At 60.3% G+C, this 16,398-nt stretch carries 13 protein-coding genes and 1 pseudogene; 6 read left to right on the top strand and 8 right to left on the bottom strand.

Features of this window, described 5'->3' with window-relative positions; genetic code table 11:
* Window positions 1-458 precede the first annotated feature (458 nt).
* On the top strand, window positions 459-1,115 hold the full coding sequence (locus H3V53_RS04625) for a tyrosine-type recombinase/integrase (protein ID WP_336596930.1): 657 nt from the start codon (window positions 459-461) through the stop codon (window positions 1,113-1,115).
* A gap of 476 nt (window positions 1,116-1,591) precedes the next feature.
* On the opposite strand, the gene H3V53_RS04620 is transcribed toward H3V53_RS04625, so the two are convergent.
* The 6 genes from H3V53_RS04620 to H3V53_RS04595 all read right to left on the bottom strand — a co-directional run bounded on the left by H3V53_RS04620 (window position 1,592) and on the right by H3V53_RS04595 (window position 10,457).
* Window positions 1,592-2,329 carry an SDR family oxidoreductase gene (locus H3V53_RS04620; protein ID WP_336596929.1) on the bottom strand — a complete coding sequence of 246 codons (738 nt, stop codon included), beginning with the start codon at window positions 2,327-2,329 and terminating at the stop codon, window positions 1,592-1,594.
* Between the two features lie 77 nt (window positions 2,330-2,406).
* Complete coding sequence (locus H3V53_RS04615; protein ID WP_336596928.1) at window positions 2,407-3,219, bottom strand: isocitrate lyase/PEP mutase family protein; 813 nt, start codon at window positions 3,217-3,219, stop codon at window positions 2,407-2,409.
* Window positions 3,220-3,248: 29 nt separating this feature from the next.
* Window positions 3,249-4,424, bottom strand: a complete 1,176-nt coding sequence (locus H3V53_RS04610) for an MFS transporter (protein WP_336596927.1) — start codon at window positions 4,422-4,424, stop codon at window positions 3,249-3,251.
* A 125-nt stretch (window positions 4,425-4,549) separates the two neighbouring features.
* Entirely contained in the window at window positions 4,550-6,028 is a 1,479-nt protein-coding gene (locus H3V53_RS04605) for an efflux transporter outer membrane subunit (RefSeq protein WP_336596926.1), read from the bottom strand.
* Window positions 6,025-9,210, bottom strand: coding sequence for an efflux RND transporter permease subunit (locus H3V53_RS04600; protein ID WP_336596925.1), 3,186 nt, complete (start codon window positions 9,208-9,210; stop codon window positions 6,025-6,027). Before H3V53_RS04600 ends, H3V53_RS04605 begins: the two co-directional genes overlap by 4 nt.
* On the bottom strand, window positions 9,207-10,457 hold the full coding sequence (locus H3V53_RS04595; RefSeq protein ID WP_336596924.1) for an efflux RND transporter periplasmic adaptor subunit: 1,251 nt from the start codon (window positions 10,455-10,457) through the stop codon (window positions 9,207-9,209). Before H3V53_RS04595 ends, H3V53_RS04600 begins: the two co-directional genes overlap by 4 nt.
* Window positions 10,458-10,733: 276 nt before the next feature.
* Here H3V53_RS04595 and H3V53_RS04590 point away from each other — a divergent pair, with 276 nt between their 5' ends.
* Complete coding sequence (locus H3V53_RS04590; RefSeq protein WP_054921714.1) at window positions 10,734-11,252, top strand: winged helix-turn-helix transcriptional regulator; 519 nt, start codon at window positions 10,734-10,736, stop codon at window positions 11,250-11,252.
* A gap of 22 nt (window positions 11,253-11,274) precedes the next feature.
* Here the strand turns inward: H3V53_RS04590 and H3V53_RS04585 are convergent, their stop codons facing one another.
* The gene (locus H3V53_RS04585; RefSeq protein WP_336596923.1) at window positions 11,275-12,177 is read right to left on the bottom strand and encodes a LysR family transcriptional regulator; all 903 of its coding nucleotides are present in this window, start codon (window positions 12,175-12,177) and stop codon (window positions 11,275-11,277) included.
* Between the two features lie 122 nt (window positions 12,178-12,299).
* Between H3V53_RS04585 and H3V53_RS04580 the strand changes: the two genes are divergently transcribed.
* The 3 genes and pseudogenes from H3V53_RS04580 (at window position 12,300) to H3V53_RS04570 (ending at window position 14,652) form a co-directional block, all read left to right on the top strand.
* Window positions 12,300-12,497, top strand: a complete 198-nt coding sequence (locus H3V53_RS04580) for a DUF1993 family protein (protein WP_336596922.1) — start codon at window positions 12,300-12,302, stop codon at window positions 12,495-12,497.
* A 319-nt stretch (window positions 12,498-12,816) separates the two neighbouring features.
* Window positions 12,817-13,800 (top strand): annotated as a pseudogene (locus H3V53_RS04575) (aldo/keto reductase).
* A 42-nt stretch (window positions 13,801-13,842) separates the two neighbouring features.
* Complete coding sequence (locus H3V53_RS04570) at window positions 13,843-14,652, top strand: LysR family transcriptional regulator (protein ID WP_336596921.1); 810 nt, start codon at window positions 13,843-13,845, stop codon at window positions 14,650-14,652.
* On the opposite strand, the gene H3V53_RS04565 is transcribed toward H3V53_RS04570, so the two are convergent.
* Window positions 14,630-15,568, bottom strand: a complete 939-nt coding sequence (locus tag H3V53_RS04565) for a nitrilase-related carbon-nitrogen hydrolase (protein WP_336596920.1) — start codon at window positions 15,566-15,568, stop codon at window positions 14,630-14,632. The two genes, H3V53_RS04570 and H3V53_RS04565, sit on opposite strands and share 23 nt — an antisense overlap.
* Window positions 15,569-15,828: 260 nt before the next feature.
* Here H3V53_RS04565 and H3V53_RS04560 point away from each other — a divergent pair, with 260 nt between their 5' ends.
* Entirely contained in the window at window positions 15,829-16,275 is a 447-nt protein-coding gene (locus tag H3V53_RS04560) for a cyclic nucleotide-binding domain-containing protein (RefSeq protein WP_336596919.1), read from the top strand.
* Window positions 16,276-16,398: the final 123 nt, after the last annotated feature.

The raw sequence follows: 16,398 nt of genomic DNA, 5'->3' as shown, positions 1-16,398 counted from the left end.
TGGAGAGACTCGAAAAGATCGCTGGTCATCAAAGTGCGGCGAAAGAAAATCCCGACGTTGATGACCCGCGGCCACGACGTTCAGCAATCGGATTGTAGGCCTATCCTCGTCCGATGCCCACCTTTAGGCGCGTCTGGAACCGCTGGAGAGTCCTTTCTGCCGGACTTTTGACTCGTGGGTCAGGGCCACTTTTCTTGTGAAAGACACCGTCATTGGGCGAATGGTCGCTATCAAACTGGAATCAGCGTTGAAATGACGCTGCATTCAACGACCGCAACGGGTCCGTCTGCTGACCTCCCAACGGGAACCAAGCGCCGATTCGCCGCCGTCGAATGAAAATATAGAATCGCCGTTCGACTCTGCTTCACGTGAAGTTCGAGAATTTCGGGTCCATCAGAGCGCGCCGTCTGGCGCGTGTGTGAGTGTTGCAGGTGACGAAGCGATCAATAACCTGAGCCATGCATCTGTATCAAGGGGCAGAACATCGAAAATTTAAGCGTCTGCATGAGAAGAAGCGTTCGCAGGTGAACCATCACCCGACACTACCTTGGGAGGACTTGCCTACGTTTATCGACGAGCTTGAACAACGTCCGCGGCGTGCTGCACGGGTGTTGCATCTGCTGATCCTCACGGCGACCCGCACGAACGACGTGCGTTTTGCGCGGCCGGGGGAGTTTGACCTCGCCGCCCGCACGTGGTCAACCCCTGGTGACCGTACCAAGAGCGGTCGGCCGCTTCGCATACCGCTTTGTGACCGCGCCGTCGAGATCGTGCGCAGCGCATTGCTCAAGGCGACATACGGCTATCTATTCCCGGGCTGCGAGGAAGGGCGTCCGTTGTCGAACATGGCGATGCTGACGCTTCTAAAACGTATGGCGCGACACGGAATCGCGGTACACGTTTTCCGGTCGACGTTCCGCGACTGGTTTGCCGAATGTACGGACTATCCCGATTCGCTCGCGGAGGAAGCCCTGGCTGATGTCGTCGCATCGCAGACAGTGGCGGCCTACCGACGTCGCGACCAGCTCGAGCGTCGGCGCCTGATGATGGAGGACTGGGGAAGGTACGGCGGCGAAAAGAGAGAAGACACTGCAATGATGGCGCCGGCTGCATAACATGCGTTCGCTGCATGGTTGTTGTTCAGAGCCAACTCAGGATCTCGGAAAGCTATGCGGGCCGGGGCTCAATGGCTCATCGCAGAGCGAGATGGTTGATTTTTGCCCGCTATTTACCCGCACGCTGCAATCCATGTTCGGGAAATGGCTTGGCATGACGGTCCGCACGAGGCTAGAGATCGTCTACATGTCAGAACCATCACGCCGACGAATCGAAAGTTGTGCCGCGTGAAAGACGGAGTGGTCATCTTGCCGTTTTCCTCAGGGCTTGGTTGGCGACAGTCTGACGCGCGGCGCGCGGCCCTGTAGCGCACGCTTGTGGGACGACGGGCAAGTGTCGGGCCATAAGCAGCCGCTCAAGATTCGCGTGCGAATGACCGCTTAGTCGCGGCGGATTCAACCGGTGGATGCAATAGTTCGATGCAACCGTCAGATCGGATCCGGGGTGCACGCTCCCCGGACATCTGTATCAACCCTTAAGCATTCGCTCCACCGTCAACGGTCAGCGTGGTGCCCGTGACGTAGCCTGCATGAGCGCTCGCGAGGAATACCACCGCTCGTGCAATGTCTTCGCCTGTGCCGTAGTCACCTGTGGCCGTAAGTGATTTCAACGTCGACGAGAACGGACCATCGGCCGGGTTCATGTCCGTGTTGATGGACCCGGGCTGGACGACGTTTGCGGTAATGCCTCGCGAGCCGAGTTCTCTCGCGAGTCCCTGTGTGAACGCAACGAGAGCGGACTTGGAGCCAGCGTAGACGCCAAGCATCGAGGCCGGAACCCGATCGGCAAAGTAACTGCCGATCGAAATAATCCGTCCTCCCGCCCCGAGGTGCGGGATGGCGGCTTGGGCAGCCACAATCGGTGCACGCACATTGACGTTGAGGGTCGCGTCGATGTCTTCGATGGACATATCCTTGACGTCGCTCATGCGGAGAATTCCGGCGTTGTTCACGAGGATATCGAGCCCTCCCAATGCTTCGGCCGTCTTCTGTACGGATGCCTGCACGGCCGATGCGTTTGCGCTATCCGCCTGGATTGCGACGCCGCGCCGGCCTTCCGCTTCGATCGCCTTGACGACGCGCGCGGCCTCTTCCGCCGATTTTTCATAGGTGATTGCCACATCTGCGCCGGCAGCGGCCAATGCCTTTGCGATTGCGGCGCCAATGCCGCGACTTGCGCCGGTGACGAGCGCGCGCTTGCCTTTGAGGTTCATGAAACTTCCCTTATGTGTTCAGTAGTGGAGGATCTTCAAACGGACGTCGGATCGAATCTTCGCGATACGTCTTTCGCTCATCGCTTGGTCAGTCCGGCGAAAAGGTTCTGGATTTCGGAGTACGGCAACGAGTTGCTAGCGAGCGTTTCTGAACGGCCGTCGTTCAGAAAGTCCTGAGCGAGAGCCTTCGCCTTGCCGAGCACGACCTGCGAGATGCCACTGCCCGCGCTCAACCGGCGCACGCCCAGCTTTCCGAGCGTCGCTGCGTCGGCGAGCCCAGGTACGGCCATGACGTTAAGAGGCAGTCGGGTTGCACCGGCAATCGTTTCAATATCGGATGGCTGCACTAGCGCCGGAAGGAAAAGCCCATCCGCACCGGCCGATGCATACAGCTTGCCGCGAGCAATCGACTCTTCGGCCTGCTTCGATTTCTCGGCGAGGCTTGCAAGAAAGACGTCGGAGCGCGCGTTGACGAAGAGATCCGAACCCGACTTCGCGAGCGCATCCCTGATTGCCGCGATCTTCGAAGCGAGAAGCGATGACGGGTCCGGGCCGTCTTCGATATTGATGCCCGCGATGCCGAGATCCACCAGTTGCATCACATGGTCGGCAACGGTCTCTGGGTCGTCGGAATAGCCATTTTCGATATCGACCGATAAAGGCACATTCAGCACGCGGACGATACGGCGAACGCAGGCCACGGCCTCATCGAACGGTAGCAGGCGCCCGTCGGAATAGCCCAGTGCCCACGCGAAACCTGCGCTTGTCGTCGCGATTGCGGATGCACCCAGCGCCTCGACGAGACGTGCGCTGCCCGCATCCCATACATTCGGCAAGCGCAGCGGGATCGAATTGTCGTGTAACTGACGAAATGTTCTTGCATTAGACATTGCTGTTTTCCTCGTAGAGGGGTTGGGACTCAAGCAGCTACAGCGCCTTTTGCGGTTGTTGCAAACGCTGCGATGCGGCGCGTCGCGAGCCCGGAGACGACGATCGCGATAACGACAGGGATGGCGGAGAGGTAGCCCAGGTTATGGCTGCCGATAACAGGAATCACCGCCGCGCCGAGCGCACCGGCAATCGACACGCCCACGTAAGTCGCCGACGTGTTGAGACCGACCAGCACAGCCGTCATCGGCGGATTCAGGCTCGCGAGACGGAACTGCTGCGGCACCAGCACGCCCCACGCACAGGCTCCCCAGATCGTTACGGCGATGGCTGCACTCCAGAGGTGTGCACCCGTTATCGGCATCGTGAGGATGACGATCGCGACGATGGCGAGTTTGATCAGCACGACCTTGTGCGAACCGATCTTGTCGAGAATCCGTCCTGTCAGCAGATTCGAAAACGTTCCCCCCAGTCCCCAGAGAACAAGCAATACGCCCAGCATCGGCGCGCTGTGACCGATTGCGCGATCGAACACGACGGAGAAGTAGCTGAAGATGATGAACGTGCCGATCTGCGCAAGCACCGTCGTCGCGAGCGTGAGTCCGACGCGCGAATCGTTTAGGGGCGACAGGCGTTCACGCAGCGAGATGGCGGGCAGCAACGGCACATCAGGCATGAACGCGAGAATGCCCGCAAACGCGGCGGTACCAAGTGCGGCAACGAGCACGAGCGTCCAGTGCCAGCTTGCGAGCCCGCCGATCACGGCGCCGATGGGCGAACCCAGCGCGGTAGCCGTCGTCAATCCGGCGACGATGATGGACAGCGCGTAGCCACGTCGCTCCGGCGGTACGAGCGACGCGCCCGTTCCGCTAGCCGTGGGCGAGAACATGGCCGCGCCAAGACCCGCGAAAGCGCGCGTGGCCAGTGCGATGCCGATATTCGGCGCCGCGATGGTGCCGAGATTGGCAATCACAAACAAGCCGATGCCGCTCAGCAGCAGACGCTTGCGCGGCACGTTCGCAGCCAGCGCCGCGATGGTCGGGCCTAGCAACGCGTAGCTCAGCGCATACACGCTGATGAGCTGGCCAGCAGCACCGATGCTGACGCCAAACGAATGCGCGATTTCGGGCAGGATGCCCGCGAAGACAAAGCTGTCGGTGCCTAGCGCGAACATACCCAGTGAGAGTGTTAGAAGGCGGTGATCCATGTCGACTTCTCCAGAAAGATTGCAAATTAGTGGCGTGACGAAACTATAGGGAAGCCACCGGCATCGCACTACGGGCCGAAAGCAGGAAGCTGTTCCCCATAAACCGGTTAAGTCGTGCGCCGGCGTTACTTCGTTTGCGCGAGCTGCTGATGCGGGGCATCCCATCCGCCGCCGAGCGAGCGGAACGTTCTCACTGCGGCGCGGGCAGCATCTGCCTTCGTGGCATCGAGATCGTCACGTGCATCGAGCAGTTGCCGGTCCGCGTCGAGCACATCGGTAAGCGTGATCGAACCCGCGCGATACGCCTTCTCCGAAAGGTCTCGCGCCTTCGTCAACGCGGCGACTTCCTGCTGAATTTCGTGCGCGCGAATCTCCGTTTGCGACAGCGTCATCAACGCGTCTTCTACGTCTTCGGTTGCCTTGAGGGCAGCTTCGCGATATTGCGCCAATGCCTCTGCGTACGCGCCGCGCGCGTTCCTGACTTCGGCGTCGACCTTGCCGAAATCGAACAGGCGCCATTGCAGCGCACCCGTGCCGATCGGCTGAAACGACTTCGCGCTCAGGAAGTGGCTGGCTGAGATGCTGTCGAATCCCAGTGCGCCGGACAGCGAAATCTTCGGGTAGTAATCGGCGATTGCCACGCCGATCGCTTCGTTGGAAGCCGCGAGATGGCGTTCGGCGGCGATCATGTCAGGGCGACGCCGCAGCACGTCGACCGGCTGATCCGCGCTGCCGATGGCGGGCACCTCCGGTATAACGCCCGCGTTGGTGCCGAGTTCAGCCGCGTAGGTGCCCGGTTGTGCGCCCATCAGCACGTCGAGCCGGTTCAACTGCGCTTCGAGCGATACGCGCAAGCCCGGAACGGCCGCGCGTGCCTGACGCAACAGCGCTTCGGCCTGCGCCACCTCGCGTTCGTCGGATGCACCGGCCTGCTTGCGCGCCTTCACGAGTTCCAGCAGACGCGCATCGGTATTTACCTGATCCTCGGTGACGGCCAGCTGCGCCTGCAGCCCTCTGATTTGCAGGTAGGCATCGGCGGCGTCGGCAGCGACGGTCACGCGCGTGCCGAGTTGAGCGGCCTCAGCGGCTTGCTCTTCGTCGGTGGCTGCCGCGTGGGCGCGCCGCAGCCCGCCCGCCAGGTCGATTTCCCAGCTTGCCGTTGCTCCAGCGACATACTCCTTCTGGTCGCGGCTGTAGTTGGGAAACGCGCTCGCAATCGTGCCAAGCGGGCTCTGCGTGCTTTGGTGTACTGCCGTGTACGATGCATTCGCGTCGACGGTCGGAAGCAGGCGCGCGCCAGCCGCCTGGGCCGCGGCGCGCGACTGGGCGACGCGTGCAATCGCAGCCTGCAGGCTGAGGTTTTGATCGAGCGCACGTTGCACCACCTTGACCAGCTCGGGATCGTTGAAGCCCGTCCACCAGCTATCGAGGTTCGGCGCCGGCAATGACGTCTGCCGGTCCGCGACGACCTTCGCGTTGTGAAACGGCGCCATCTCCGTGTGAGGCGCAACATAATCCGGCCCGACGGCGCAACCCGCAAGCATCGCGCTGACGATCAGACTACCGATGATCGCTTTCGAAGTTCTGGATACCAAGCCGTTCATTTCATTTCTCCACTACCGAGTTTCCGCAAGGCAGGCGCGCGCTTGATGCCGAGCTTGCGAACGAAGGCGTAAAACGCCGGAGTGAATGCGAGCCCGAAGAGCGTCACGCCGAGCATGCCGAAGAACACCGTCGTGCCGAGCGATTGCCGCATTTCCGAGCCGGCGCCGCTGGCAATGGCGAGTGGTACCACGCCTGCGATAAAGGCGAAGGACGTCAGGATCGGGCGCAGGCGCACGTGTGCTGCATGAGTGGCGGCGTCCTCAGCATTGACGCCGTCTTCGTCCTGACGTTGTCTAGCGAACTCGACGATGAGAATGGCGTTCTTGGCGGCCAGTCCAACGAGCACCACAAAGCCGATTTGCGCAAGAATGTCGATCGGCATGCCGCGCATATTCAGACCGATTGCCGCTGCCAACAGACACATCGGCACGATCAGCACGATTGCGAGCGGCGTCTTCCAGCTTTCGTACTGCGCGGCCAGCACGAGGAACACGAACAGTGCCGATGCAGCGAAGATCACGAGCGGCGACATGGTCTGCTCTTTCTGCTGGTGAGCAAGATCGGTCCATTCGTACGTGATGCCGTTCGGAAGCACCTGCGCGGCGAGCTGTTCCATGTGTTGAATGGCATCGCCGGACGAGTATCCAGGGCCCGCTGCACCCATGATTTCCGCTGCGGGATACATGTTGTAGCGCGGCACGCGATACGGCTGCGTCGTGCTCCTGAACGTCGCCACGCTGCTGATCGGCACCATGTCGCCGGTCGAGTTGCGCACCTTGAGCCGTCCGATGTCTTCGGGTGTCCGGCGGAATGCTTCGTCGCCCTGAACGCGTACCTGATACGTACGGCCCATGAAGTTGAAGTCATTCACGTATTGCGAGCCAAGGTAGAGGTCCATGGTGGAAAACACGTCGGTTGGCGTGAGACCGATCTTTTCTGCCTTGAGGCGGTCGATGTCCGCATAGACAGACGGCGCACCCGCGTTGTACAGCGTAAACACGCCGCCGAATACCTTGTCCTTGTTGGCGGCAGCCACCAGTGCTCGCGATGCGTCGGCGAGTGCCTGCGGGCCGAGTCCGCCGCGGTCTTCCAGCATCAGCTTGAAGCCGCCCGCCGCGCCCAGACCCTGCACGGGCGGCGGATTGATCACGACGACTACGGCGTCCTTGACGCCCGCGACGCGCTTGCGCAGTTCGACCAGCATCGACGCCGCATTGACGCCGGGAACATGCTTGCCATAGAGCGAAGGCAGACCGTAGAAAAGGGTCCCGACGTTGGGCGCAATCGTGCCCGTCGTGACGTCGAGGCCAGAGACGGGCGACGTGTGCGTGACGCCTTTGAGACCCGGCGTATCGAGCACGATGTCGTTGATCTCGCGAATCACCTTGTCGGTGCGTTCGAGACTGGCGCCGGGAGGCAGGAACGCGATCACAGCCTGATAGCCGATGTCCTGTTCCGGAATGAAACCGGTGGGCATCTTCGACATCTGCAACGCGGTCGCACCGATCAGACCGGCATAGACGATCAGCATGACGGTGGTCGCACGTACGGCGCGGCCCGTCATCTTTCCGTAGCGGGACGACAGCCATTCGAACGACGTATTGAAGCGGCCGAAAATCGCGTGATGGAGGCGGCCCAGCGCGGTGGAACCGCCGTGCGGCTTCTCCATGTCGTGCGGCTTGAGAAGCACCGCGCACAGCGCCGGGCTTAGCGTAAGCGAGACGAAGCACGAGATGACGGTGGACGCTGCGATCGTAATTGCGAACTGCTTGAAGAACAGCCCCGAGATGCCCGACATCAATGCAGTGGGACCGAACACTGCGCACAGCGTGAGCGCGATGGCGATAATGGCCGTCGATACCTCGTTCATGGTTCGACGCGCGGCTTCTTTCGGCGACATGCCGAGCGCCATGTTGCGTTCGACGTTCTCGACCACGACGATGGCATCGTCCACGACAATCCCGACGGCCAGGACCAGTCCGAACAGCGAAAGGTTATTGATGGATGCGCCGAACAGGGAAAGGATGGTGAACGTGCCGACCAGCGAGACCGGAATCGCGACAACCGGGATGATCGTGGCGCGCCAGTTCTGCAGGAACAGATACACGACGCCGACCACCAGCAGAATAGCGATGCCGATGGTTTTCGCGACTTCCTCGATCGACTGGGAAACAAACGTGGTCGGATCGTAGATCTTGATGTAGTCGACGCCGGGCGGGAAGCTCTTCTTCAGCTCATCCATTTTGGCCCATACGTCATGCTCGACCTGCACGACGTTCGCATCGGGTGTCGCGATGACGAACCACGGCGTGGCGGCGTACCTGTCGGCGTAAGCCTTGGAGCCGTAATCCACCGAGCCGAGCTCGACACGACCGATATCGCGAATGCGTGTCACGCGCCCCTGGGTATCGGATTTGACGACGACGTCGCCAAACTGTTCGGGCGTCGTCAGGCGGCCAAGCGCGTCGATGTTGATCTGGTAGGCACCCGTACCGTTGTTCGACACAGGCGGCTGATTGAGCACGCCTGCCGACACAGCGGCATTCTGCGCGCGAAGCGCTGCGAGTATTTCATTGGCGCTAATGTGGTACGAAGCCGCCTTATCCGGATCGATCCAGATGCGCATCGCGTACTGCCGCTCGCCGAACAACTGGAAGTCCGACACGCCAGGCAAGCGCGCAATCTGATCGCGCACCTTGAGCATGTAGTTCGACAGATATTCGGGACTGCGCGAGCCGTCGGGCGAATAGACATGCACCCCGAGCAACAGCGCCTGGATCGTCTTTTTCACCTGAACGCCCTGCAATTGCACTTCAGCGGGCAGGCGAGACAGCGTGTCTTCCACGCGGCTGCGTGTGAGCAGAAGCGCTGTATTCGCGTCCGTGCCGACCTTGAAAATCACGGTGATCGTCAACTGACCGTTGCTGGTCGATTGGCTCGAGAGGTAGTCCATGTTCTCGACGCCGTTGACGGACTGCTCGAGCGGCGTGGCGACCGTGCGTGCAATCGTGTCGGCCGATGCACCGGGGTACGAAGTCGTGATCTGAATGGTCGTTGGAACGATGTTCGGATATTGAGCGACAGGCAGTTTCACCATGGTTGCCAGACCGATCAACACCGCGAATATGTTGAGCACCGCCGCAAAACGCGGGTGCTCGATAAAGAAGTGAGTCAGTTTCATGATTCGGCTCCTTGGCCGCCGTGCTCCGCCGAGAACTCGATCGCTCCCGCATGTGGCGAAATCTTCGAACCTGGGCGCACGGACGGAATGCCGTCGATCACGATCCGCTCGGTCGGCGCAAGTCCGGATCGAATGACGCGCAGGCCGCCTCGAAGATCGCCGATCTCGACCTTTCTGGGCATCGCTACGTTGTCCGCTCCGACGACGTACACCATGTGATCGGTCTGGTCCTGCAGCACGGCCGCATCGGGGACGAGCAATGCCGCCTGCGGTGCCGTCATCGCCAGCCGCAGGCGTGCGAAGCCGCCCGGCGTCAACGACAGGTCGCTATTTGGAATAGTCGCGCGCGCATGAATGGTTCCGCTCGAACGGTCGAGCGTGTTGTCGATAAAGTTGAGCGTGCCGGTGCGGGTATATCCATTGTCGCCAGTCGGTGAAATGTTCACTGCATCTACGAGCGGTCCTTTCCGGTCTTCACGAGCGTGCTGGAACGCGGCGTAGTCGTTTTCGCTGATGTCGAAATCCAGGTAGATAGGGTCCAGCGACACAAGGGTCGCCAGCAGCGTCGTGGGGCCGCTGCCGGCGCGGCTGCCGGATATCAGATTGCCCGTCGAGACGAGGTGTGTACCGATGCGGCCGGTAAACGGCGCCGTGATCTTGCAGCGGTCAAGGTCGAACCGGGCGTCACGAACGAGCGCATTGGCGTTGTCGACGGCCGCTTGAGCCACACGTTGTTCGGCGACTTTCTGGTCGACGTTCTCGACCGTTCCCGCCTCCGAACGCTGCAGTTCCTGCGCGCGGGCAAGCTCGCGGGTGGCGAGTGCTAGCCGGGCGTTCGCGGATTCGAGTCCAGCCGTGGCCTGGCTCAGCTTGATCTGATACGGTTCTGGATCGACCTCGAACAGCACGTCGCCTTTGTGCACGATGTCGCCGTCCTTGAAATTGATCTGCACGAGCGTGCCGCCCACCTGCGCGCGCAAGTCGACGCGATTCACGGCCGAGAACTGACCGAGAAAGCCGAGCCGGCCCTCGATATCACGCTGCAACGGCGCGCTAATGGCAACCGATGGAGGCGGCGGCGAGGCAACGGGCGCTGCACTCGGCCAGTGCATGTGAGCCGCTGTCGCCGAGATCGCGAGGATCACAGCGGCTGCGACACCTTTGACGACCCATCGAAGGGAGCCGGACGGGGCCGGGTTGGCCGACGTCGCCACTCTCGCCTCAGTCTGATCAACTTCAGTATTCATGGCATTCCTAAGTATGAAAACAGGCTGTACAACAGAGGGTTGTGACCCGGCTCGCCCGTCAGATGATCAATCGTTGCTTTCTCGTATGAAGAAAGCCGCATAGTCCAGAATCTGGCCGCGATCCCGGGAAACTTCCCCGTGAACGACTGCCGGCTAAGTTTCGTGACGCAACTATAGGCAACACCGTTGCGTCACACTACTGGCCGAAACCGGGAAGCTGTTCCCCACCATCCGGTTAAGTTGCATGACGAAACCTGAGCTAGGATACGTTCCATCATGTATAGAAAACGCTTCGATGGAATGGACTGTTCGATCGCTCGCGCCCTGGACGAGGTGGGCGAGTGGTGGACGCTACTGATCGTTCGCGAGTGCACGCAAGGCAGCAGGCGCTTCGACGAATTCCAGAGCGGGCTCGGTATTGCCCGCAATGTCCTTGCGGCGCGGCTGGAACGTTTGATCGAGCTGGATATTCTCGAGCGCTTCCCGATCGCAGAACGCGCGAACACGTTCGGTTACCGGTTGACCTCGAAAGGGGCCGATTTATACCCGGTGCTGGTCGCGCTCATGCAATGGGGAGACAGGTGGTTAAGGCCGGATGGCAAGCCGCCAATCACCTTGGTGGACCATGCGAGCGGGACTCCTGTGCGGGCCGTGGAAGTCCGCACGACGGAAGGGCAGGCGTTGACGTATCGCGACGTGCGGTTTGCTGCCGGTCCGGGCGCAACGAAGGCGACCCAGGACGTCATCGAGAACCGGAACGATCGGGTACTCGGCGATAAGAGCGGGGAGTCGTGAGCCTGAATGGAAGCGAAAAGCGCTAGTGCCGCTTCTGTTTGCCGAATCGGGAGAGCGATTGTCTGAGCTTGGGCGCCGCAAAGTCGATGAAGTGCCGCAGTTTGATGGCCATCAGATTTCGGGACACGTGAACCAGATGTACGGGCACCGGTTCGATCTCGAACTGTGGCAGGAGTACCTCCAGTTGCCCGTTGCGGAGCGCTTCGTCGGCATCGTGCTCGAAGACGTAGGTGATGCCGGCGTTGTCCACCGCGGCGCTGACGGCAGCGTCGGGTGTCGTGACTTCGAGCCGGGGTTTCACGCCGAGCACATAGATCTTGCTCGTCGTGGGCAGGCGGAAGCGCCACGGCGACAGATAGGGGCTATTGAAGACGACGCACGAATATTTGATGAGATCGTCGGGTTCGCGCGGCGGCGGATGGTTGGCAAGAAAGGCCGGACTTGCGCAGACGATCGGGCGCAACGAACCGATGCGCGTGGCGATCATGCTGCTGTCCGCGAGTTCTCCGATCCGCAACGCGAGATCGGCGTGCGAATCGATGAGGTCGATGTTTCGATCGGAGAGAAGGAGCCGCACGGTGATGTCCGGATACTGCGCCAGGAACTGATTGATGACGGGCAAAACATGCAGGCGGCCCAGCTGCATGGGTGCAGTCACGACCAGTTCGCCTTTCGCGGTCGCGAATTCGCCGGTGGCCTCGTGCTCCTGTTCACGCACGAGGTCGAGAATGCGCCGGGCCGCGGCGACGTAGGACATACCAGCGTCGGTCAATGTCAGTTTTCGCGTGGTTCGTATCAGCAACCGCGTTCCCAGCAGCTCCTCGAGGTCGGCTACCTTGCGGGTGAGCGTGCTGACAGGGATCTTCAGTTCGCGTGCTGCCGCCGACAGGCTTCCCCTGTCCACGGCGGTCAGCAGCATTTCCATGGCTTCTAGTCGGTCCAACGCGTTCGCTCACGTGGGGTTGGGTCGCTGTATTGTATGAGAAGTTCTTCGCGGTGTCGTATCAAAGCATGACTTGACGAAAACACATATTGCTGGAGATTCCGATGTATGCCCAGGCTATCGCGCAAGGCGTGCAAGCAGTAGAAACCATGGAAACTTATCTCGACAAGGCAGAACGGTTTGCGGATGCGAATAAAACTGATGTTGCCGTTCTGTTGTCGACTCGCCTCGCTCCCGACATGGGCGGATTGTACCTACAGCTATCGATGCCTCGCCGTTCGTATCTGCAGCACCTTTGTTGAGATGAGAGACTCGCCGAATGTGGGGAGACGTGAAAAATGGTGAAGCGATCGGCGTTGCCTGCGAACGAATCCGATACGAACGGCCCTAGATTACTGCCTGCGTTGCTGCGAGCATGATTCCGACGGCGCGTTACATCAATATGGTGGAAGTGGTCACGCTAATGAAATTACCGATCGCAATGTGGTGAACCTGGGACCTTCTCGTTTTCCTTCAAGACATAGGTCTAATCAGCATACTGCCGGGCGGGTACAGTTTGGTTCCTCATAGCCGGCCGTTTATGCGGCCGTTTGCGGAGTACCTTGAGCCCTGAGGTTGATAATGCAAACACGGAAACTTGGAACGAGCGGCCTGGAAGTCTCAACCATTGGCTTTGGCTGCATGGGACTGAGCTTCGCCTATGGGCCGCCCACCGAACGCGCTGAATCGGTCAAACTGATCCGCTCGGCGTTCGAGCAAGGGGTCACCTTTTTCGATAGCGCGGAGGCTTATGGTCCGTTCCTTAACGAAGAGATACTGGGTGAGGCCGTGGCGCCGTTTCGCGATCAAGTCGTGATCGCGACGAAGTTCGGCTTCCGCGAGGGCAATCCGAAGGCTGGAATGGATAGCCGTCCGGAGCGCATTCGTGAAGTCGCAGACGCGGCCCTCGCGCGTCTGAAGACCGATCGGATCGATCTGTGTTATCAGCACCGCGTGGACCCACAGGTACCTGTCGAAGACGTCGCCGGCACCGTAGGCGATTTGATTCGTGAGGGGAAGGTCAAGCATTTCGGAATGTCCGAAGCCGGCGCGCCAGCGATTCGTCGCGCCCACGCTGTGCAGCCGGTTGCCGCACTACAGAGCGAGTATTCGCTGTGGTGGCGTGAGCCGGAACAGTAAATCCTGCCGACGCTGGAAGAGCTTGGAATCGGCTTCGTTCCCTTCAGTCCGCTGGGCAAAGGATTTTTGACAGGGGCTATCGATGAATGCACTCGGTTCGATGCGAGTGATTTCCGCAATACCGTGCCGCGCTTTGCACCCGAAGCGCGCAAGGCGAATCGCGTATTGGTCGACATGTTGACCCCAATCGCAGCGCGCAAACACGTTACACCAGCCCAAATCGCGTTGTCCTGGCTTCTCGCACAACGTCGCTGGATCGTTCCCATTCCCGGGACCACGAAAGTCCATCGCATCGGGGAAAATAATGGTGCTGCCGACATCGTGCTGAGCGCCGACGATCTGCGCGATATCGACACTGCCGTGTCGAGTGTGACCGTTCAGGGTGACCGGTACTCGGCTCAAGGTCAAAAGATGGTCAATCGCTAAAATTGCATGATGAGCCCGCCGGGTGTCGTGACGCGAAGTGCCATGCGTGAAAACTTCAATGAAATCTTCGCCTTTCTCATTGTTGCGCGTGAAGGCAGCTTTACCAAAGCCGCAGCGCAACTAGGCGTGTCTCAGTCTGCGCCTAGTCAAACCGTCCGCGAGTTGGAGACACGTCTCGGCCTTCGTCTTTTGACGCGTACGACCCGAAGCGTTGCTCCGACGGCGGCGGGCGAACGTCTTCTTGGCCGGATTGGCCCGAGCTTTCAGAGCATTGAAGCGGAGATAGCAGCGCTGTCCGTTCTGCGCGATAAACCTGCGGGAACCATCCGGATCTCGGCGCCGCTTCACGCTGCCGAAACCATCATCTGGCCCAAGCTTGAAGGTTTCGTGCGCGACTATCCCGACATCAGCGTCGAAGTGAATGTCGAGCACCGTGTGATCGATATAGTCGCAGAGCGGTACGACGCGGGCGTTCGTCTTGGAGAACATCTCGCCAAAGACATGGTTGCCGTGCGTATCAGCCCGGATAGCCGGATGTCGGTCGTGGGATCTCCCGGCTATTTCGCTTCTTATCCGCATCCGGCTACGCCAAAAGAACTCTCGCATCACAACTGCATCAATTTGCGCTTTCCCACGTATGGCGGAGTGATGCCATGGGAATTCCGAAAAGATGGGCACGCGTTGTCGTTACAGGTGAAAGGACAATGCGTGTTCAATGTGAGTCCGATGATCTTGCGGGCAGCTCTCGCTGGATACGGGCTCGCTTATCTTCCGGAAATGATCGGGGCAAATCAGCCAGAAGAAGGTCTGCGGCGTAACGAGCAACCAGTCAACGGTTCTGCTCAAAGATGACGGGTGGAGTCGGCGCCTCATTCACATGCAGGCGGAATATATCTGGCCGTGCATAATGCCCGACGACGTCGAAGTCGTACTTCCCTCTTGAGAGGTCACCGAAATCCAGCTCGTGGACGAGCAGGGCATCTTCATCAAGCACAGGCCCGGCAAGCACTTCTCCAAGCGGGCCCACGATGCAACTGCCGCCACGCATCAGAACGGCATTGGGATCGTTTCCCTGGACGGCTGCATAATTTTGCGGGGCGTCGCTGCGTCGCAGATGCTGGCACGCAGAGAGCACGAAGCAGCGGCCTTCCATCGCAATGTGTTGCATGGAAGCCACCCAGGTCGGCCGGCTGTCCGCTGTGGGCGCGCAATAAATCTGGATGCCCTTTGCGTACATCGCCATGCGTAGGAGCGGCATGTAATTTTCCCAGCAGATCACTGCACCCAGACGACCGAAGGGCGTATCGAATACGGGAAGCGTCGATCCGTCGCCAAATCCCCAGATCAACCGCTCGGCCGCCGTGGGCATCAGCTTGCGGTGCTTGCCCAGCAGCCCGCCATCGGGCGCGAGGAAGAGCACGGTACAGTAAAGCGTGCCCCCATCGCGCTCGATCACGCCGACGACCAGGTATTGCTTGAGATCGCCTGCGATCTGGCCGAGTCGATCGCTCCAGACGGACGGCACCTCGATGGCACTTTCAAAATACCGGCGATATTCCTCTCTGCCTTCAGGCGTCCTGGCGCCGACGGAAGCCCCGAATTGAAGTCCCTTGGGGTAAGCGGACACGAAGGCCTCGGGGAACACAATCAACTGCGAATCCTGTTTCGACGCCGCGACGACGTTCTGTTCGACCTTGGCCAGCGTTCGTTCGACATCGAACATGGCCGATCCCGTTTGTACGACTGCCGCACGCAAAACCTGCTCCATTTCGACCTCCTGTTGATACGCGCTTGTCCATTGCATCGATGGGCGAGGGTTCGAGGATTGGCGCACCCCGGTGCTGTTCGTTACCCAGAGGATAGACAAAAAACGTGGACCGGAGTCTCGAATCGAACACACGCAAAACTTTCGTGAAGGCCGAGTGGCCGCTACCCGGAAGTCCAATCGTCTGCTATGGAGCGACGAGGGCAGACTCCATCGGGTCGTATGTTGCCGCTTGCGCAATGATTTCGTTGATCGCACACGGAATGGCAATTAACGAAAAGCGGTCGTACTTGGTCGCAGACAATTCGATGCTTCTTTTGCAACTTTCCCATGGCAGGATGTACAACGCCCAACAAGCGTGCGTCGGACCAGACAAGACTGCTGTCGCCGGCCGGCGTTGGAGCATCGGCATCATCGGCCGGCAGGCCGGAAGGCAGTGGCTGCGCGAACAGCTGACGGAATTCAGCATTGTCGCGGGGGACATCGTTGCCCGGGAAGACGAAACGAGGTCCAGTTTTTATGTGGTGCTTCAGGGTGAGGTCGCCGCCACACGGCTCTCACGCGGACAGCAGATTCCGACGTTGCGTTTATTGCGCCAAGCTTTTTCGGAGCCGTCTCGATGCTATCGGGAACACCTGCCCCTGGCACACTCAGGGCGGTCACCGATGGGCGCGTTGCGCTGCGGCCAGCGCGGGCGTTTCGGGAATTAGGAGGACGACTTCTTCCGATTGCCGCGCGCCGCCCAAGCTCGGGGCGAAACGTTGGCTCCGCGCTAGCGGAACTGCTCCTCTGGTTGGGCAATACGTTCGCCCAGCTGCCGGTTGCGTGACCCC

Origin of the sequence: Paraburkholderia bengalensis (assembly GCF_037126505.1) — a bacterium.
Classification (GTDB): domain Bacteria; phylum Pseudomonadota; class Gammaproteobacteria; order Burkholderiales; family Burkholderiaceae; genus Paraburkholderia; species Paraburkholderia bengalensis.
Note: the sequence above shows the minus strand (reverse complement) of the source record. Positions and strands in the feature narration are given on the sequence as shown.